Raw genomic sequence first — 17,499 nt, 5'->3', positions numbered from 1 at the left:
GCCAATGAGAATCGTTAGCGATTCTAGGAAGGCGCGTCTCAAGATCTCGTTAAGGCGTGTGGCGCCGGCCCCCCACCCGGAGAGGCGCGGGGTCGGTAAATCGGACCGAGGCAGGGGTGAATGAACGGCGGCGCCGGTGCCGCCGTCCCGTGGGCGTGCCGTCAGGCCGACAGCACGCCGTCGGTCATGCGCGGCAGGCCGAGCGGATTGGCGCGCTTGAGGCCGTCGGGCAGCAGCGCGTCGGGCAGGTCCTGGTAGCAGACCGGACGCAGGAAACGGCGGATGGCGGTGGCGCCGACCGAGGTCGAGGCGGGATTGGAGGTGGCCGGGAACGGGCCGCCGTGCACCATCGCATGGCTGACTTCGACGCCCGTGGGATAGCCGTTGGCCAGGATCCGGCCGGCCTTGCGTTCGAGCACCGGCAGCAGGCCGCGCGCGACGTCGGCGTCGGCGTCGTCCACGAACAGGGTCGCGGTCAGCTGTCCTTCCAGGTGCTCGGCCACCGCGCGCATCTGCGCGGCGTCGCGGCATGCCACCACCAGCGAGGCGGGGCCGAACGCTTCGGCCTCCAGCTCGGGCGAGGCCAGGAAGCGGGTGGCGTCGGTGCCGAAGACGGCGGGGCCGGCGGCGTTGGCGGCGGGCCGCGAGGCTTCGCCGCGTCCCAGCGTGGCGACGCTGGCGTGGCCGGCCAGGGCCTGTTCGCCTTGCGCGTAGGCCGAGAAGATACCGGGGGTCAGCATGGTGGCGGCGCCCTTGGCCTGCACCGCCTGGCCGGCGGCCTGGCGGAAGCGCTCCAGTGCCGGGCCTTCGATGCCGATTACCAGGCCGGGGTTGGTGCAGAACTGGCCCACGCCCATGACCAGCGATTCGACGAAGCCCTTGGCGATGGTCTCGGCGCGCGCTTCCAGGGCGGCGGGCAGCAGGAAGACCGGGTTGATGCTGGACATCTCGGCATATACCGGGATCGGCACCGGGCGCGCGTTGGCGGCCGCCACCAGGGCCAGGCCGCCGCGGCGCGAGCCGGTGAAGCCGACCGCGGTGATGGCCGGGTGCGTCGCCAGCGCGGTGCCGATCTCGTTGCCGGCGCCGAACAGCAGCGAAAACACGCCTTCGGGCAGGCCGTGCCTGGCCACCGCTTGCTGGATCACGCGGCCCACCATTTCGGAGGTGCCGGGATGGGCGTTGTGCGCCTTGACGATCACCGGGCAGCCGGCGGCCAGCGCCGACGCGGTGTCGCCGCCCGCCACCGAGAACGCCAGCGGGAAGTTGCTGGCGCCGAATACGGCCACCGGGCCCAGCGGCACGTTGGCCAGGCGCAGGTCGGCGCGCGGCAGCGGCTGGCGGTCGGGTTGGGCGGGGTCGACGGTGGCGTCCAGGAAGTAGCCGTCGCGCACCACGCGCGCGAACAGGCGCAGCTGGCCGACCGTGCGGCCGCGCTCGCCCTGCAGGCGGGCCAGCGGCAGGCCGGTTTCCAGGTGGGTGCGTTCGATCAGCGCATCGCCCAGCGCCAGGATGCCTTCGGCGATGCTTTCGAGGAATTGCGCGCGGGTCTCGAGCGGCGCGGCGCGGTAGGGGTCGAACGCGGCGGCGGCCAGTTCCGCGGCGCGCGCCACGTCCTCGGCGGTGCCGGCGCAGAAACCGGGTTGCAGCGGTTCGCCGCGGGCCGGGTCGATGGCGTGCAGCGGGGCGCCGGCGCCCTTTACGGCCTGGGCGCCGATCAACATATTGCCGGTCAAGGTCATGAATCTCTCCGAATGAAAACGCCCCCGGATCGGGGGCGAACAGGTGTGGTGCGTCGCGGGCCTATTGCGGGCCCAGCTTGCGGATCAGGGCGTCGAGCATCTCCAGTTCCTCGGGATGCAGGTCGGTCAGCGGCGCGCGCACCGGGCCGGCATCGTGGCCGACCAGCTTGGCGCCGGCCTTGACGATGCTGACGGCGTAGCCGGCGCAGCGGTTGCGGATCTCGAGGTAGGGCAGGAAGAACTCGTCGAGCAGGCGGTTGGTGGTGTCGTGGTCGTTGGCGGCAATGGCGCGGTAGAACTGCATCGCGGTCTTGGGCACGAAGTTGAAGACGGCCGACGAATACACCGGCACGCCGAGCGCGCGGTAGGCGGCGGCATAGACCTCGGCGGTGGGCAGGCCGCCCAGGTAAGAGAAGCGGTCGCCCAGCTTGCGGCGGATGCGGACCATGGCTTCGATGTCGCCGACGCCGTCCTTGAAGCCGATCAGGTTGGGGCAGCGCTCGGCCAGCCGGGCCAGGTGGTCGGCCGACAGGCGCGACTGGGCGCGGTTGTAGACGATGACGCCGATCTTGACGGACTTGCAGACCTGTTCGACGTGGTCGGCGATGCCTTGCTGGGAGGCCTCGGTCAGGTAGTGCGGCAGCAACAGCACGCCCTTGGCGCCCAGGCGCTCGGCTTCCTGGGCGTAGGCCATGGCCAGGCGGGTGGGGCCGCCGGCGCCGGCCAGGATCGGCACCTTGCCGGCGCAGGTGGTGACGGCGGTGCGGATGACGTCGGAATACTCATCGGGGGCCAGCGAGAAGAACTCGCCGGTGCCGCCGGCGGCGAACAGGGCGGTGGCGCCATAGGGGGCCAGCCATTCCAGGCGCTGGGCGTAGGTCTTGGCGTTGAAATTGCCTTGCGCGTCGAAATCGGTCACGGGGAAGGAGAGCAGTCCTTCCGAGACGATGGCCTTGAGCTCCTGCGGCGTGGTCATGGGCGGGTTTCCGTAAGTGGCGGGTGACCGCAGGCAGGCGAACCCGTCGTGCGGATCGGTTAAATAGGTACGTCATCGTACAACATGATTTTGGCCGGTTCAACCCGTTACCGAGAGGCCTAGAGGGAGGAATTGGGGAAATCCGCAATGCGGGCCAAGCCCGTCCAACGCATAATTATTTAAGTTGTACGATAACGTATCGCGCGCCGCCTACCGCGACGCCACTTTCGCAGAGGATTCCACCATGCTGCCCGCGGCTGGCCCAGCGCCCGTGCTGATCAAGATTCATCCCGAGGACAACGTCGCCATCGTGGCCAATGACGGCGGCCTGGCGGCCGGCGCCGCGCTGCCCGACGGCCTGACGCTGGTCGAGGCCGTGCCGCAAGGTCACAAGGTGGCGCTGCGCGACCTGGCGCAGGGCGAGCCGGTGCGCCGCTACAACGTCATCGTGGGCTACGCCGCGCGCGACCTGCCGCGCGGCAGCTGGGTCAATGAGCGCGTCACCACCATGCCCGCCGCGCGCACGCTGCAGGACCTGCCGGTCGGCACGCGCAAGCGCGCGCCGCTGCCGCCGCTGGAGGGCCACACGTTCGAGGGTTACCGCAATGCCGACGGCACCGTCGGCACGCGCAATATCCTGGCGATCAGCACCACGGTGCAATGCGTGCAGGGCGTGGTCGAACACGCGGTCGAGCGCATCCGCCGCGAGCTGTTGCCGCGCTATCCCAATGTCGACGGGGTGGTGGGCATCGAGCACACCTATGGCTGCGGCGTCGCCATCGACGCGCCGGGCGCGGCGATTCCGGTGCGCACGCTGCACAACATCGCCCGCAATCCCAACTTTGGCGGCACCACGATGGTGGTGAGCCTGGGATGCGAGAAACTGCAGCCCGAGCGCCTGCTGGCGCCCGGCGCCATCCCGATCCGCGCTGGCGAGGGCGTGGCGGCGGACGGTGGCGTCGACACCATCGTGCTGCAGGACGACGAACACGTGGGCTTCGAGTCCATGATCGCCAACATCATGCGCACCGCCGAGCGCCATCTGCGGATCCTGGACCAGCGCCGCCGCGAAACCTGTCCGGTGTCCGAGCTGGTGGTGGGCGTGCAGTGCGGCGGCAGCGACGCGTTCTCGGGCGTGACGGCCAATCCGGCGGTCGGCTTCGCGGCCGACCTGGTGGTGCGCGCCGGCGGCACCGTGATGTTCTCGGAAAACACCGAGGTGCGCGACGGCATCGACCAGTTGACCGCGCGCGCCGCCACGCCGGAAGTGGCGCAGGCGCTGGTGCGGGAAATGGCCTGGTATGACGAATACCTGCAACGCGGCAGCGCCGACCGCAGCGCCAACACCAGCCCGGGCAATAAAAAGGGCGGCCTGTCCAACATCGTCGAGAAGGCGATGGGGTCGATCATCAAGTCCGGCACGTCCAATATCGACGGCGTGCTGTCGCCGGGCGAACGGCTGACGCGCAAGGGCCTGATCTTCGCGGCCACGCCGGCCAGCGATTTCATCTGCGGCACGCTGCAGCTGGCGGCGGGCATGAACCTGCACATCTTCACGACCGGCCGCGGCACGCCCTACGGGCTGGCGCAGGTGCCGGTGATCAAGGTCGCCACCCGCAGCGACCTGGCGCGGCGCTGGCACGACCTGATGGATGTGGACGCCGGCCGCATCGCCACCGGCCAGGCCAGCATCGAGGACGTGGGCTGGGAGCTGTTCCGCCTGATGCTGGACGTGGCCAGCGGCCGGCGCCAGACCTGTGCCGAGGCGCTCAAGCTGCACAACGCCCTGGCGCTGTTCAACCCGGGTCCGGTGACCTGACGCCTTTCCCTCGGGTCCGCCGGCGGCGGAGCCGACGCAAGCGGCACCCCGGCGCGCGACGCCGGGGGCTGGACCGGGCCTGCCGCGGCCGGCCCGGACACTCTACTTACAACGACAACGGAGACAACATGGATTCAAACAGAAGGCACCTGCTGGCCGGCGCCGCCGCGCTGGGACTGGCGCGCCTGACGCCGGCCTGGGCCCAGGCGGATGCATGGCCGACGCGGCCGGTGCGCATCGTGGTGCCGTACCCGCCCGGCGGTTCGTCGGACATCATCGCGCGCGTGATCGCGCCGCGCCTGGCCGAGGCGCTCAAGCAGACGGTGGTGGTCGAGAACAAGCCCGGCGCCAACGGCAACCTGGGCGCCGGCATCGTGGTGCAGTCGGCGCAGGAGGGCCATACGGTGCTGCTGTGCGACGTCGGCGCGCTGGCGATCAGCCCGTCGGTCTACACCAAGCTCAGCTTCGATCCGTCCAGAGACCTGCGCGCGGTCGGCATGCTGGCCTATTCGCCGCACGTGCTGGCGGTGCATCCGGATGTGCCCGCCAGGACCGTGCCGGAGCTGGTGGCGCTGTCGAAGAAGCAGCGTCTGAACTTCGCCGTCACCGCCATCGGCAGCGCGCCGCACCTGGCGGCCGTGGCGGTGCAGCAGGCCACCGGCGCGCAATGGGAATACGTGCCCTACAAGGGTGGTTCGCAGGCGGTGACGGACACCATCGGCGGCCAGACCCAGGTCATCATGAACGGCCTGCTGGCGACGCTGCCGCACATCAAGGGCGGCAAGCTGCGCGCGATCGCGATCTCGAAGAAGGAACGCATGCAGCTGGTGGCCGACATCCCGACGATTTCGGAGCAGGGCGTGGCGGGCTTCGAGTCCGGCACCTGGCAGGGCGTGATGGCGCCCGTCACCACCACCGACAAGACCGCCAGCCTGCTGGCCACGCTGATGGGCCAGATCGTCAACCAGCCCGACGTGAAATCGCAGCTGAACGAGCAGGGCGCCGAGATCGTGGTGCGCGATCCGGCGCAGCTGACGCAGTTCTTCAACAGCGAGCGGGCGCGCTGGGCCAAGGTGGTGCAGAGCGCCGATATCCGGCTGGATTGAGGCGGGCGGCCGGCATGTCCGGCCCTCCAAAAGACCGCGGACCGTGAAGCGCCTGGCGCCACACGGTCCGCTCTTTTTTGGAATGCCGCGATCAGTCGGCCGTCTGCGTATCCGACGGCGCCTGGGCCGGCGTTGCCACCGAGGTATCGACAGAGGTGTCGACCGGCGCGTCCACGGACGTATCGGCGGGCGCGGCGGCCTCGGCCTGCGCCGGTTGCTTGGCGCCTTCCGCGGCCGGCTTGCCCTTGTTGGCATTGCCCTTGCCGCCGCGGCCGCCCGCCTTGGCGTGGCGGCGCGAGGCCATGCGTTTGGCGTGCTGCGCCTCGTTGGCGGTGACGGCGCCGGCGGGTTCGCCGTTCAGGTCCACGCGCGCGGCGGCCTCGACCATGCAGTCCCAGTAGCGGCGGCCGTCACACCAGGTCTTGACGGCCTGCTTGATCTCGTCGGCGCTGAGCTGCAGGGCCTTGGCGTGTTGCACCAGATCCTCGAGCACGCCCAGCTTGAGCGGCACCTTGGGCGCCGGCTTCTTGGGGAAGGCCTTGGGGAATTGCCGTTGCAACCGCGAAATGGCGATCAGCACCGGGTCGACCGCCGGCGCCTCGCGTCGTTCGCCAGCCGGCGAACGCGCAGGTTTCTTCCGGGCGGCAGCCGCATCGTCGGACGGACGCGCGGAGGGCTTGCGCGACCCCGCTTCGTTGGTGGCCGGACGGGCGGGTTTCTTTTTGGAAGCCGCCTCTTCGGGAGCCTGCTTCACGAGCAGTTCTCGGATTGCGGCGAGCTGTTCTAGACCCATGGTGTGCTGCGACTTCAAATGTTGAAAGCGTGGAGCATAACAGTTGTAGCGGGTCAGATTGAAGTTGCGGCCCTCCGGCGGCCGTCGTAAGCTCGTGGCCACCATGGGGATGCACACGCCGGTTACGTTTACAAGCCCGTCCGCCGCCGCCCGCCGCGCGGTGGCGTGGCTGGCGGCGGCGTTGCTGGTTTTCCAGTCGCTGGTGGCCTCCGCGGCGTTCGGCGCGCCCGCGCCGGCGGCGTCCGCGGGGGTGTCCGGAAAGGGCGCCAGCGTCATCCTCTGCACCGCCAGCGGTCCGCGCGTGGTGGTGTTGGCGGCGGATGCACCGGCCAGCCCGTCCGCGGCCGGCCATGACGCCGGGACCCTGGGCGGCCCGTTGCCGCACTGCTGCGCGTCGACCTGCGCCATGCTGGGCGGGGCTGGCCCGCCCGCGCCAGCCGGCATCGCCTGGCGCCTGCCGGCCGAGCTGCCGGCGTTGCCTTTCGCCATTGACGTCGCGCCGCATCCCCGTGGCGAGCCGCTGTGGCTGCCACAGCAGTCACGGGCCCCGCCGCGCGCGGCCTGATGCCGTTTTCGCGCCGCGCCTGCACGGTTTCGTCCGGCTGGCCCGTCGTTGACACACACGGGACCCCGGCCCTGGCGCCTGCCTCGCCCCGTCTCGTGCGCCATTCCTTCCGCGACTTTCCCGCGCGCCTGCCGCGCGTCTCTTATTCGCCACGCGGCCCGGCGCCGCCCATTTTCCAGGAGATTCATCATGTTCAAACCCGTTCTGATCGCCGCCACGCTGATCCTGGCCCCGCAATGGGCCTGGGCCCACGCCCACCTGCAGCGCGCCACGCCGGCCGACAAGGCCGAAGTGGCCACGCCGTCCTCGGTGAGCGCCAGCTTTTCCGAAGGGCTGGAGCCCGCGTTTTCCACGCTGACCGTGCTGGATGCCGCGGGCAAGCCCGCCGTCACGGCCAAGGCGGCGCCGGCGCCCGGCGACGACAAGACGCTGGTGCTGCCGGTGGCCAAGCCCCTGCCGGCCGGCGCCTGCACGGTCAAATGGCAGGCGTTGTCCAAGGACGGCCACAAGACCGACGGCGCCTGGACCTTCACGGTCAAGCCTTGAGATGACCCCGTTGTTGCTGGCGTTCGCGCTGTGCCGGGCCCTCGCCGCCGGCGCGGTGGCGGTGTTGTTCGGCGCTGGCGCGATGCTGGCCCTGGGCGGTTCGCCCCGCCTCGGGCTGGAGGCGGAAGCCGCGCTGCGGCGCGTTTTCCGCCAGGCGGGGATCGTCGGACTCGTCGCCACGCTGTGCCTGTTGCCGTTGCAGGCCGCCAGCATCGCCGGCGACTGGCACGCGATGTTCGATGAAGACATGCTCGACACGGTCATCCTGCAGACCCGCTACGGGCAGGTCTGGATCGTGCGGGCGCTGGCCGCGGCGGCGCTGCTGGGCGTGGTGCTCGGCTTGCGGCCCGGCAGCCCCAGCCTGATCGCCGGGGTCGCCGCGCTGGCGCTGGCGCCGCTGGCCTTGAGCGGCCATGCGGCGATGCACGAGGGCTGGCTGGGGCTGGCGCACGCGCTGAATGACTTCCTGCACGTGCTGGCGGCGGCGTTCTGGCTGGGATCGCTGCCGGTGTTCCTGCTGTGGCTGGCGGCTTGGCGGCGGCCGGCGTGGCGGCGGGATGCCACCCGGGCGCTGCTGCGGTTTTCGGCCTGGGGGCATGTGGCCGTGGCCGTGCTGCTGTTGAGCGGGGTCGCCAACGCGGCGCTGATTCTCGGCCCCGGGCTGCCCGACCCGGCCTCCGGCTACGTGCAGGTGTTGCTGGTCAAGGCGCTGCTGGCGCTGGCGATGACGGGCCTGGCGCTGCGCAACCGCTATCGCTGGATCGCACGCATCCGGACACAACCCGTGGTGGCGTTGCGCGCGATCCGGCGCAACACGCTGTGGGAGCTGGCGCTGGGCGCGTTGGTACTGGCGGTGGCGGGCCTGCTGGGGCTGATGTCGCCGCACTAACCTGCGCCCGCCACGTTGGCCGGGCGCGGCGGGCGGTTCAGCCCGCCAGCACCAGCAGCAGCGCCAGGCCCAGCAGGATGGCGAAGGCGCCCACCGCGAACGGCAGCAGTTGCGCGTAGACCGCGCGCTCCTGGCCGCGGCCGTGGGCCAGGCCCGCGGCGATCGACATGCGGATCGGCGAGAAGAATCCCATCGACGTGCCCGACACGTGCAGCAGCGCGGCCGCCGCCGGCAGGCTCAGGCCGGCGTGCAGCGCCAGCGACAGCTGCGACGGCATGAACAGGCTGTTGGGCGCGTTGCCGCTGTTGGCCAGGATGCCGAAGGCGCCGGCCAGCAGCGGCGTCAGCAGCAGCGTCCAGTCCTGCAGGCTACGGAACAACCCATCCGCGAAGGCCTGCGAAATGCCGGCGCCGGCCAGCACCTCGGCCATCATCGCGAACAGGAACACCGACAGCACCGCGTGCTTGCCGGTGTTCCAGGCGTGGCGCGCATTGCCGGCCAGCAGGCCGGGCTGGCGGCGCAGCAGCGCCATCAGCAGCGCGCCGCCGATCAGCCAGCTGCCGGCGTGCAGGAACGGCGCCCAGGCGGGCAGATCGGGATAGGGCGCGATCCTGGCCAGCCGGGCCAGGGCCGGGTTCAGGCCCGGCGTCAGGCGCGTCACCACCAGGCAGGCGATCAGCACGATGTAGGGCAGGGCGTCGCGCGCCGCCGTGCGCAGCTCGGCGCGGCCGGGCCGGCGGTCGAGCACGAAACGCAGCACGATCAGCGGGCCATAGGCCGCCAGCAAGGCGGTTTCGGGCCCCAGCAGCGCCGTGGCCGCCGTCAGCAGCGCCAGGCAGGCCAGCATCCAGCCGGCCTCGCGGGCGCGCTCGTTGGCGGCGGCCGGCAGTCCGGCGCGGTTCGCGGTGCGCCAGAACAATGTCATCCAGACGATCATCAGCAGGGCCACCGGCACCATGCCGACCAGCGCCAGCTGGGATGCCGGCACGCGCGCATAGGCCGAGGCCAGCAGCGTGCCGCTGCCCATGGCGCCCCAGGGGATCAGGGTCTGGCTCAACAACGCGAACACCATCAGCTCGCGCGGCTTGAAGCCGAGCGGCCGGATCAGCAGCACCGTGCCCAGCATGCCGACGCCGAAGCCGGTGGCCGACTCCGCGAAAGGGCCGATCAGGAAACAGGCGAAGAACAGCAGGCGGCGCCGCGCCAGCGGGTCGGCCGGCGCCAGCGCGTCACGCTGGCCGGGATCGCCGCGCGCGGCCATCTGCCAGAACAGCAGGCCGCCCAGGATGTAGGGGGTGATGATGGCGCCGATCCACAGCCCGCGCGCCAGGGCATGGCCCAGCTGGCCCGCGCCAAAGACGCCGGGCGCGCTGAACAGGGCCACCGGCGCGGCCGCCAGCAGGCCCAGCACGGCGGCCAGGGTGGTGTTCAGGCGGCCGCTGGCGATGGCGGCAATGACGATCAGCGCCGGCAGCGACCACAGCAGGTAGGTCAGCATGCCGCCGCGAAGCCGCGCAGGATCGATTGGGCGTGCGGGGTGGGCGCCAGGGCGGCGCGCAGCGCGGCGACGTCATGGCCGTCCGCCGCGAGCACGCTCTGGCGCCGCGCCAGGCAGGCGTCCATCAGGCCGGCGGTGAGTTCAGGGTGGAACTGCACCGACAGCGCGCGCGGGCCGTAGCGCAGCACCTGGTGCGGATCGTGCGCCGTGCCGGCCAGCACCGTCGCGGTGGCGGGCGGCTGCAGCACGCTCTGTTCGTGCGTCAGGTGGGCCAGGAAGCGGTCGGGCAGGCTCGCCAGCAACGGATCGGCGGCCGCGGCGGGCAGGCGCTGAACCGTATGCAGGCCGATTTCGCGGCCGCGCGGATGGTAGTCGACCACGCCGCCGAACGCGTGCGCCATCAGTTGATGGCCATAGCAGATGCCCAGCAGCGGCAGCTGCGCTGCCATGGCGTCGCGCAGCCATTGCGCGGTGCGTTCGCTCCATGGCTCGCGATCGGTGACCATGGACCAGGAGCCGGTCAGCACCGCGCCGCGCAGCGAGGCGGGGTCGGGCAGCGCGTCGCTGGCGGCGGGATGCAGGACCGCCAGGGGGACGTCGATGCCGTCCAGGGCGGCGGCGACCCAGTCGGCCTGTTCGCCGTGGGTGGCGCGCAGGTCTTCGGGCGGACGGCCCATTTGCAGGATGGCGAGCGGTTTGTGCGGCATGTCGGTGGCGGAATCGGCGCGGGGCCCGGACGGACCCCGCGCCATGATGAGGCCAGCGCGGTCATTCATCAATATGAAAAACCGCCTATCTGCTATGAGCCAGGATGATATCGTCGGGACGCCCGGCGTCCCGCCACGTCCGGCCTCAGGCGGAGGCGGCTTCCGCCTCGGCGACAGCGGTTTGCGCCGCCGCCACGGCCCGATGCGGCGGACGCGCCAGGCCGAGATGCTGGCGCAGCGTGGCGCCCTCGTACTCGCTGCGGAACAGGCCGCGGCGGCGCAGTTCCGGCAGCGCCAGCTCGATGAAGTCGTCCAGCCCGCCGGGCAGCCACGGCGACATGATGTTGAAACCGTCGGCGCCGTCTTCCTCGAACCATTGCTGCAGCTGATCGGCCACGCTCTGCGGCGTGCCGACCACCTGCTGGTGGCCGCGGGCGCCGGCGATGCGCAGGTACAGCTGGCGGATCGTCAGGTTGTCGCGCCGCGCCAGATCGATCAGCAGCTGCTGGCGGCTCTTGCCGCCGTTGGTCTCGGGCAGGTCGGGCAGGGGCCCGTCGACCGGATACCCCGACAGGTCGAAGCCGCCGATCATGTTGGACAGCAACTGCACGCCGACCACCGGATGGATCAGGTCCTGCAGGCGCGCGAACTTGTCCTCGGCCTCGGCCTGGGTGCGGCCGATCACGGGAAAGATGCCGGGCATGATCTTGATGTCGTCGGGATCGCGGCCGTACGCCACGGCGCGGCCCTTGATGTCGCGGTAGAACGCCTGGGCTTCGTCGAAGGTCTGGTGGGCCACGAAGATGACTTCGGCGGTGCGCGCCGCCAGGTCGCGGCCGGCGGGCGAGGCGCCGGCCTGCACCACCACCGGCCGGCCCTGCGGCGAGCGCGACACGTTCAACGGCCCGCGCACCGAGAAATGTTCGCCGCGATGGTGTAGCGGATGCAGCTTGGCGGGGTCGAAGTACTGGCCGCTGGGCTTGTCGCGCAGGAAGGCGTCGTCTTCCCAGCTGTCCCACAGCCCCAGCACCACGTCGTGGAACTCGGCGGCGCGGGCGTAGCGGCGGGCATGCTCGACGTGCTCGTCCAGGTTGAAGTTCTGCGCCTCGCCCTGGCCGCTGGAGGTCACCAGGTTCCAGCCCGAGCGGCCGCCGCTGATGTGGTCGAGCGAGGCGAACTTGCGCGCCACGTGGTAGGGCTCGTTGTAGGTGGTGGAGACGGTGGCGATCAGGCCGATCTTCTCGGTCACGGCGGCCAGCGCCGACAGCAGTGTCAGCGGCTCGAAGTGGTCGCTGCGGGCGGTGCGCGACAGCGACGCCAGGTCGGTGTTGCGCACGCCGACCGAGTCGGCCAGGAAGATGGCATCGAACTTGGCGGCCTCGGCGCGCCGCGCCAATTCGGCGTAGTGGCGGAAGTTGACCGGCGCGTCGGCCTGGGCCTCGGGATGGCGCCAGGCGGCGATGTGGTGGCCGGTCTGCATCAGGAAGGCGCCGAGCTTGATCTGGCGCGTGGAACGGGTCATGGCGATGACTCCAGCAATAGGTGGGACGGCAACGCGGCGCGCGCCGCCGGGAAGCGGAACGTAACGGTCACCAGGCCATCCGCAGCGAGGCCAGCGACGGCAGCGCCGGCACGCCGCCGCAGGCGTCGGAGCCCAGCGGCGGGCTGTCGTCGGCGGGCGCGCCGTCCGGCTCCAGGAAGTCGGACAGCACGTCATCGCGCAGCCGGATGAAGCGCGGGTCGCTGCGGTTGCGGGCGTGCGGCAACGGCACGTCGACGATGCGGCGGATGCGCCCCGGGCGCGGCTGCATGATGACCACCCGGTCTCCCAGGTAGACCGCTTCCTCGACGTCGTGCGTCACCAGGATCATGGTGATGCGCTCTTTCTGCCAGATGCGCTGCAGCTCGGTCTGCAGCCGCGCCCGGGTCAGCGCGTCGAGCGCGCCGAAGGGCTCGTCCAGCAGCAGCACGCGCGGCCGGTTGACCAGGCCGCGCGCGATCGCCACGCGCTGCGCCATGCCGCCCGAGATCTGGTGCGGATACGACCGCTCGAAGCCCTCCAGCCCCACCAGGGCGATGTGTTCGGCCACCCGGTCGCGCTTGTCGGCGCTGGAAATGGCCGCGTTGCGCAGCCCCACGGCGATGTTCTGCGCCACCGTCAGCCACGGGAACAGGCGGTGGTCCTGGAACACGATGCCGCGTTCCGGCCCGGTGCCGCGCACCGGCTCGCCGCCCAGCGTGATGGCGCCCTCGTAAGCGTCGTCCAGCCCCAGGATCAGGCGCAGCAGGGTGGATTTGCCGCAGCCGCTGGCGCCGACGATGGAAACGAACTGGCCGGCGGGGATGTCCAGGTCCACGCCCGTGAGCACCTGCAGCACGCCGCCCTCGGCCTGGGCGCTGGGATAGCGCTTGCCGACCGCCTGCAGTGACAGGTCCAACGAAGTAGGTTGAGTCATGCCTGAGTTTTCCTGCGGTTATTGGTCCTGGCCGCGCAAGCGCGCGAGCCGCCGTTCGGCCACGCGGGCCAGGGCATTCATGAGCCAGCCGATCACCCCGACCACGAACATGCCGAAGATCACCAGGTCCATCTGGAAATGTTCGCTGCCCTCGATCAGCAGGTTGCCGATGCCGACGCCCGCCACCAGCAGGTATTCGGCGCCGATGGTGGCCAGCCAGGAATAGATCAGCGCCAGGTAGACGCCGGTGAAGATGGCGGGCGCGGCGGCCGGCAGCACCACCTGGGCGAAGGTCTGCCAACGGCTGTAGCCGTAGACCCGCGCCACCTCCAGCAGCTTGGGCGGCGCGTTGCGCACGCCGTCGCAGGTGTTGACCACCACCGGCACCAGCGCCGCCAGCGACAGGAACACCACCTTGGCGGTGTCGCCCAGCCCGAACCACACCGAGATCAGCGGGATCCAGGCGAACAGCGAGATCTGCTTGAAGGTGTTGAAGCTGGGCCCCACCAGCCGGTTGAACACCGGCGACAGGCCCAGCAGCACCCCCAGCAGCAGGCCGGACAGCGTGCCGATGGCGAACCCGGTCAGCTCGCGGCCCAGGCTGGCGCCCAGCGCGCGCCACAGCTTGCCGCCGACGATCTGGTCGGCGGCGGTGGCCAGCACCTTGCCGGGCGACACCAGCAGGGCCGAGTTCACCAGATCGGCGCGGGCCAGCAGCCACCACAGCGCGATCGCCGCCACCGGCAGCACCAGGCCGCGCCAGCGGCCGCCGCCGCGCACGGCCAGCGGTTGCGACAGCGCCAGCTCGGCCGCGTCGCGCGAGACAGGCGTCGGCGCGCTCATGGTTGCACCTGCGGGGCCGTGGCGGCGCCGCGGCGGCCGTGGATCAGGCGGGTCTCGGCCCAGTCCAGCAGCCGGTCGATGGCGTAGCCGATGGCGCCCACCACGATCACCGCGGCCATCACCAGGTCCAGCTGGAACAACTGGCGGCCGTAGACGATCAGGTAGCCCAGGCCCTCGCTGGAGGCCACCAGTTCGACCACCACCAGCGACAGCCAGGCCTTGGTGAAGCCCAGCCGCAGGCCGGTGAAGAGCGTCGGCAGGGCCAGCGGCACCACCACCTCCAGCACCTCCTGGCGCCGGCTGTAGCCATAGACCCGCGCCACTTCGCGCAGCGCCGGGCTGGCCTGGCGAAAGCCCTGCAAGGTGTTGAGTGTGACCGGCACCAGCGCCGCCTTGGCGATCAGGATGTACTTGAGCGGTTCGCCGATGCCGACGATCAGCAGCACGAACGGCAGCCAGGCCAGCACCGGGATCTGCACCAGCGCGTTGAAGGTCGGCAGCACGTAGGCCTCGAGCCGGCGAGACAGGCCCATCGCCGTGCCCAGCAGCAGCCCCAGCAGGCTGCCCAGCGCGAAGCCGACCAGCACCCGCTGCAGGCTGGCGCGGGTGTTCAGCCACAGGTCGCCGCTGGTGGCCAGGTCGCGCAGGGTGTCCCAGACGAAGGCGGGCGGCGGCAGCACCTGCGGCGAGATCCAGCCCTGACTGGCGCCGGTCTGCCACAGCGTCAGCAAGGCCAGCGGCAGCAGCCAGGGCGCGGCGGTCCAGGCCGCCTGGCGCGCCCAGGCCGGCGCCGGGGCCAGGCGCGGCAGGGCGTGATGGGAAAGAGAGGCCATGGCGCGGTCCCGTCAGCGCGCGGCGGCCTGGGCCGGGCCGGCCACCGGCTTGCCGGCGGCGTCGAACGCGGTCCAGTAGCGCTCCAGCCCCTGGGCCTTGAGCGCATTCTGCAGGTAGCGCGGATCGAACCAGCCGTCCAGCGAGACCTCGCGGCGGATCAGCTTGAGCTTGGCGGCGTCGGCCACCACCGCCTTGTAGCGGGCGATGATGAAGTCGTCGATCAGCGGCGAGTTGCGCGCGGCCAGGTCCTGCTTGTCGAACTCGGCCGCCCACGAGGCGTAGGGCACGCCGCTCTTTTCCCAGATCTTGAAGAGCGCGTCGCGGTTCTTCTCGTCGGATGACCACTGCGCGGCGCGCACGAACACGTCCACCACCTTCTGCACCTGGGCGGGGTTTTCGCGCTCGAAGTCCTCGCGCACCAGCAGCGAGGCCTGGCGGGTGTAGGCGGGGTCCTGGCCCTGGGTGCTGTAGATGACCTTGGCCAGGCCCTGGTCGCGAACCTTGAACCATTCGTAGCCGCCGAAGGCCGCGTCCACGCCGTTGGACACCAGCGCCGCCTGGGCGCTGCCGGCATCCAGGTTGACGCCCTTGATGTCGCGCTCGGCCAGGCCATGCGCGGCCAGCACGTTGATCGCCACCAGGTGGCCGTTGGTGCCGCGGAAGATCGACACCTTGCGGTCCTTCAGGTCCTCGATGGACTTGAGCGGGGAATTCGGCGGCGCCACCAGGTACAGGTTGTTGCGCGCGCCGCTGACCAGCAGCAGCTTGGTCTTCAGGCCGTTGGCGCGGCCCACCACCTGCGGCAGGTCGCCCTGGTAGGCGAAGTCGATCTGCTTGTTCGACAGCGCCTCGTTGACGGCCGGCCCGGCGCCCTTGAAGAACAGCCACTCGACCTTGACGCCGTCGGCGGCGAAGGCCTGCTCCAGCCACTGGTTGACGCGCACCACGCCGCCCGGCGAGCCGCCCCAGGTGATCGGGTCGCCGCCGCCGGCGGTGGCCACGCCGACGCGGATGACGTCGGCGGCCCGGGCGCTGCCGCCCCACGCCGCCAGGGCCACCAGGCCCAGCGCGGCAACGCGTTTACTCAGGATCATCAATGACTTCATGGAAAAAGGCTCGTTCAGGAAGGAATCGGGCAGCGGGCCGGCATCACGCCGGCCCGCTGGCAGGCAAACCACGCACGGGCAGGATCAGGCGGCCGCGCGGGCCGGCGCGGCGAGCTTGCGCTCGATGGCGGTGCTCTGGAAAAAGGCCGGATTGGCCTCGGTGTAGAAGCGGTAGGGGTTGCCGAACACCAGCGCCTTGAAGTCCTGCGCGCTGATCACGCCCTGTTCGACCAGGTCCCAGCTTTCGGCCAGCGGCGCGGTCAGGTCGGGCACATCCCAGTGGCCGATGTCCGAGGACCAGATGGCGTTGATCTTCACGCCGAGCGGATTGACCTTGTCGTTGAACGCTGCCGCCACGGTGCGGTCGTCGGATTCCGAGCCGAAGTAGAAGCTGTCGACCCAGCGCTTGCGGATGTCCTCGACCGACTCGATGCCGGCGGCGGCGAAGTCGTCCAGTTCGTCCGGATGCGGGTCGCGGCTGTGCGGCAGGGCCGAGATGCCGAGGCTGTCGCGCAGCAGCTGCCGCGGGTCGATGTCGCGGCCGCGGATGAAATCGGCGCCGTAGCGCTGGAACAGCTCGTGCAGCAGCGCCACGTCGGCGTTGGCCGGGTTGTAGTTCTGCACCGCCGCGCGGTTGCGCTTTTCCCAGCGATCCACCAGGTGGGTGTAGACGTGCGAGCCCCAGTCGGCGCCGCCTTCCAGCAGCGCCACGCGCAGGTTCGGGAAGCGCCGCGTCACGCCGCCGAAGAACAGCGCCTTGGCGAAGGCCTGCGAGCCATCGGCGAAGTGGCCGATGTGGTTGAACATGTAGTTGCTGATGGAATGGCGGCCGGTCCAGCCCTGGCTGCCGTAGTGCGTGGTGACCGGCACGCCCAGCTCGACCACCTTGGCCCAGAACGGGTCGTAGTCGTACTCGCTGTCGATGCCGTAGAAGTCGATGTAGCTGGCGTGCCTGGCGATCTCGGGATAGTCGGCGGCGGGATACTTGCGCGCGATCGCCTTGATCGGCCGCTTCACGCCGCCGGCGATGTTGATGACCTTCAAGCCCAGCGTCTTGACGGCGAACTCCAGTTCCTCGATGCCTTCCTGCGGCGTGTTCAGCGGAATGCCGGCCACCGGCGTCAGGCGGTCGCTGTACTTGCGGTACTGGTCGGCATGGAAGTGATTGATGGCGCGGTGCAACGGCTGGCGGAACTCGTCGCCCGCGGCCAGCGGCGCCAGCACGTCATTGGGGAACAGCACGGAGTAGTCCGCGCCTTGCTCGGCCAGGCGCTCGTTGAGCAGCTCGGGCAGGGTATAGGTGGCCAGGTCCAGCGTGTTGCGCGTGACCCGCGCCCACCAGGGCGAGCGCAGGGTGCGGTTGTCCTGGCGCTCGGCCGGCGTCTGCTGGTACCAGTCCTTGCCGCCGCTCTTGGTGGCGAAGCGCGAGCCCAGCGCCTTGCGCAGCGCATCCACCAGCTTGCCGCCGCCGTAGTGCTGGACGTAGTCCTCCAGGACCGGCGCGTAATCGTTGACGTGCACGTCGGTGTCGATCACCGGGTAGTCCAGGGTCGCCTTGACGGCGGCGGACCGTGACGCGTGGCTCGGGTGCAAAGGCTGGTTCATGCTGGCGCTCTCCG

15 protein-coding genes are annotated in these 17,499 nt (G+C 70.8%); 4 read left to right on the top strand and 11 right to left on the bottom strand.

Going from position 1 to position 17,499, the window contains the following annotated elements:
* Positions 1 to 161: 161 nt before the first annotated feature.
* Both AOZ49_RS04230 and kdgD read right to left on the bottom strand, forming a co-directional pair.
* The gene (locus AOZ49_RS04230) at positions 162 to 1,742 is read right to left on the bottom strand and encodes an aldehyde dehydrogenase (NADP(+)) (protein WP_054474438.1); all 1,581 of its coding nucleotides are present in this window, start codon (positions 1,740 to 1,742) and stop codon (positions 162 to 164) included.
* 61 nt (positions 1,743 to 1,803) lie between these two features.
* Positions 1,804 to 2,718 (bottom strand): 5-dehydro-4-deoxyglucarate dehydratase, encoded by a 915-nt coding sequence (gene kdgD / locus AOZ49_RS04225; protein ID WP_054474437.1) that lies wholly within the window; start codon positions 2,716 to 2,718, stop codon positions 1,804 to 1,806.
* 244 nt (positions 2,719 to 2,962) lie between these two features.
* On the opposite strand from kdgD, the gene garD reads away from it, so the two are divergent.
* The gene (gene garD / locus AOZ49_RS04220) at positions 2,963 to 4,537 is read left to right on the top strand and encodes a galactarate dehydratase (protein ID WP_054474436.1); all 1,575 of its coding nucleotides are present in this window, start codon (positions 2,963 to 2,965) and stop codon (positions 4,535 to 4,537) included.
* A gap of 128 nt (positions 4,538 to 4,665) precedes the next feature.
* Positions 4,666 to 5,643 (top strand): Bug family tripartite tricarboxylate transporter substrate binding protein, encoded by a 978-nt coding sequence (locus AOZ49_RS04215; RefSeq protein ID WP_054474435.1) that lies wholly within the window; start codon positions 4,666 to 4,668, stop codon positions 5,641 to 5,643.
* 91 nt (positions 5,644 to 5,734) lie between these two features.
* Here the strand turns inward: AOZ49_RS04215 and AOZ49_RS33315 are convergent, their stop codons facing one another.
* Positions 5,735 to 6,844 (bottom strand): ProQ/FinO family protein, encoded by a 1,110-nt coding sequence (locus AOZ49_RS33315; RefSeq protein ID WP_231690237.1) that lies wholly within the window; start codon positions 6,842 to 6,844, stop codon positions 5,735 to 5,737.
* 346 nt (positions 6,845 to 7,190) lie between these two features.
* Here AOZ49_RS33315 and copC point away from each other — a divergent pair, with 346 nt between their 5' ends.
* Positions 7,191 to 7,547 (top strand): copper homeostasis periplasmic binding protein CopC, encoded by a 357-nt coding sequence (gene copC, locus AOZ49_RS04200; protein ID WP_054474433.1) that lies wholly within the window; start codon positions 7,191 to 7,193, stop codon positions 7,545 to 7,547.
* Between the two features lies 1 nt (position 7,548).
* Positions 7,549 to 8,436: a copper homeostasis membrane protein CopD gene (copD, locus tag AOZ49_RS04195; protein WP_054474432.1), complete on the top strand. Its 888-nt coding sequence runs from the start codon at positions 7,549 to 7,551 to the stop codon at positions 8,434 to 8,436.
* A gap of 37 nt (positions 8,437 to 8,473) precedes the next feature.
* Here the strand turns inward: copD and AOZ49_RS04190 are convergent, their stop codons facing one another.
* The 8 genes from AOZ49_RS04190 to AOZ49_RS04155 all read right to left on the bottom strand — a co-directional run bounded on the left by AOZ49_RS04190 (position 8,474) and on the right by AOZ49_RS04155 (position 17,485).
* The gene (locus AOZ49_RS04190) at positions 8,474 to 9,934 is read right to left on the bottom strand and encodes a hypothetical protein (RefSeq protein ID WP_082380310.1); all 1,461 of its coding nucleotides are present in this window, start codon (positions 9,932 to 9,934) and stop codon (positions 8,474 to 8,476) included.
* Positions 9,928 to 10,641, bottom strand: coding sequence for a glutamine amidotransferase (locus tag AOZ49_RS04185; protein WP_054474462.1), 714 nt, complete (start codon positions 10,639 to 10,641; stop codon positions 9,928 to 9,930). Before AOZ49_RS04185 ends, AOZ49_RS04190 begins: the two co-directional genes overlap by 7 nt.
* A 145-nt stretch (positions 10,642 to 10,786) precedes the next feature.
* The gene (locus AOZ49_RS04180; protein WP_054474431.1) at positions 10,787 to 12,163 is read right to left on the bottom strand and encodes an LLM class flavin-dependent oxidoreductase; all 1,377 of its coding nucleotides are present in this window, start codon (positions 12,161 to 12,163) and stop codon (positions 10,787 to 10,789) included.
* A 67-nt stretch (positions 12,164 to 12,230) separates the two neighbouring features.
* Entirely contained in the window at positions 12,231 to 13,097 is an 867-nt protein-coding gene (locus tag AOZ49_RS04175) for an ABC transporter ATP-binding protein (RefSeq protein WP_054474430.1), read from the bottom strand.
* 18 nt (positions 13,098 to 13,115) lie between these two features.
* Positions 13,116 to 13,940, bottom strand: a complete 825-nt coding sequence (locus tag AOZ49_RS04170; protein ID WP_197286479.1) for an ABC transporter permease — start codon at positions 13,938 to 13,940, stop codon at positions 13,116 to 13,118.
* Complete coding sequence (locus tag AOZ49_RS04165) at positions 13,937 to 14,773, bottom strand: ABC transporter permease (RefSeq protein ID WP_231689834.1); 837 nt, start codon at positions 14,771 to 14,773, stop codon at positions 13,937 to 13,939. Before AOZ49_RS04165 ends, AOZ49_RS04170 begins: the two co-directional genes overlap by 4 nt.
* Before the next feature lie 12 nt (positions 14,774 to 14,785).
* Positions 14,786 to 15,880, bottom strand: a complete 1,095-nt coding sequence (locus AOZ49_RS04160; RefSeq protein WP_054430486.1) for an ABC transporter substrate-binding protein — start codon at positions 15,878 to 15,880, stop codon at positions 14,786 to 14,788.
* Between the two features lie 84 nt (positions 15,881 to 15,964).
* The gene (locus AOZ49_RS04155; RefSeq protein WP_054474429.1) at positions 15,965 to 17,485 is read right to left on the bottom strand and encodes an amidohydrolase family protein; all 1,521 of its coding nucleotides are present in this window, start codon (positions 17,483 to 17,485) and stop codon (positions 15,965 to 15,967) included.
* Between the last annotated feature and the right edge of the window lie 14 nt (positions 17,486 to 17,499).

It is taken from the genome of Achromobacter sp. 2789STDY5608615, assembly GCF_001298995.1.
Lineage (GTDB): Bacteria > Pseudomonadota > Gammaproteobacteria > Burkholderiales > Burkholderiaceae_B > Achromobacter > Achromobacter insuavis.
The sequence above is the reverse complement of the archived record's forward strand: the minus strand, read 5'-3'. Positions and strand labels throughout refer to the sequence as shown.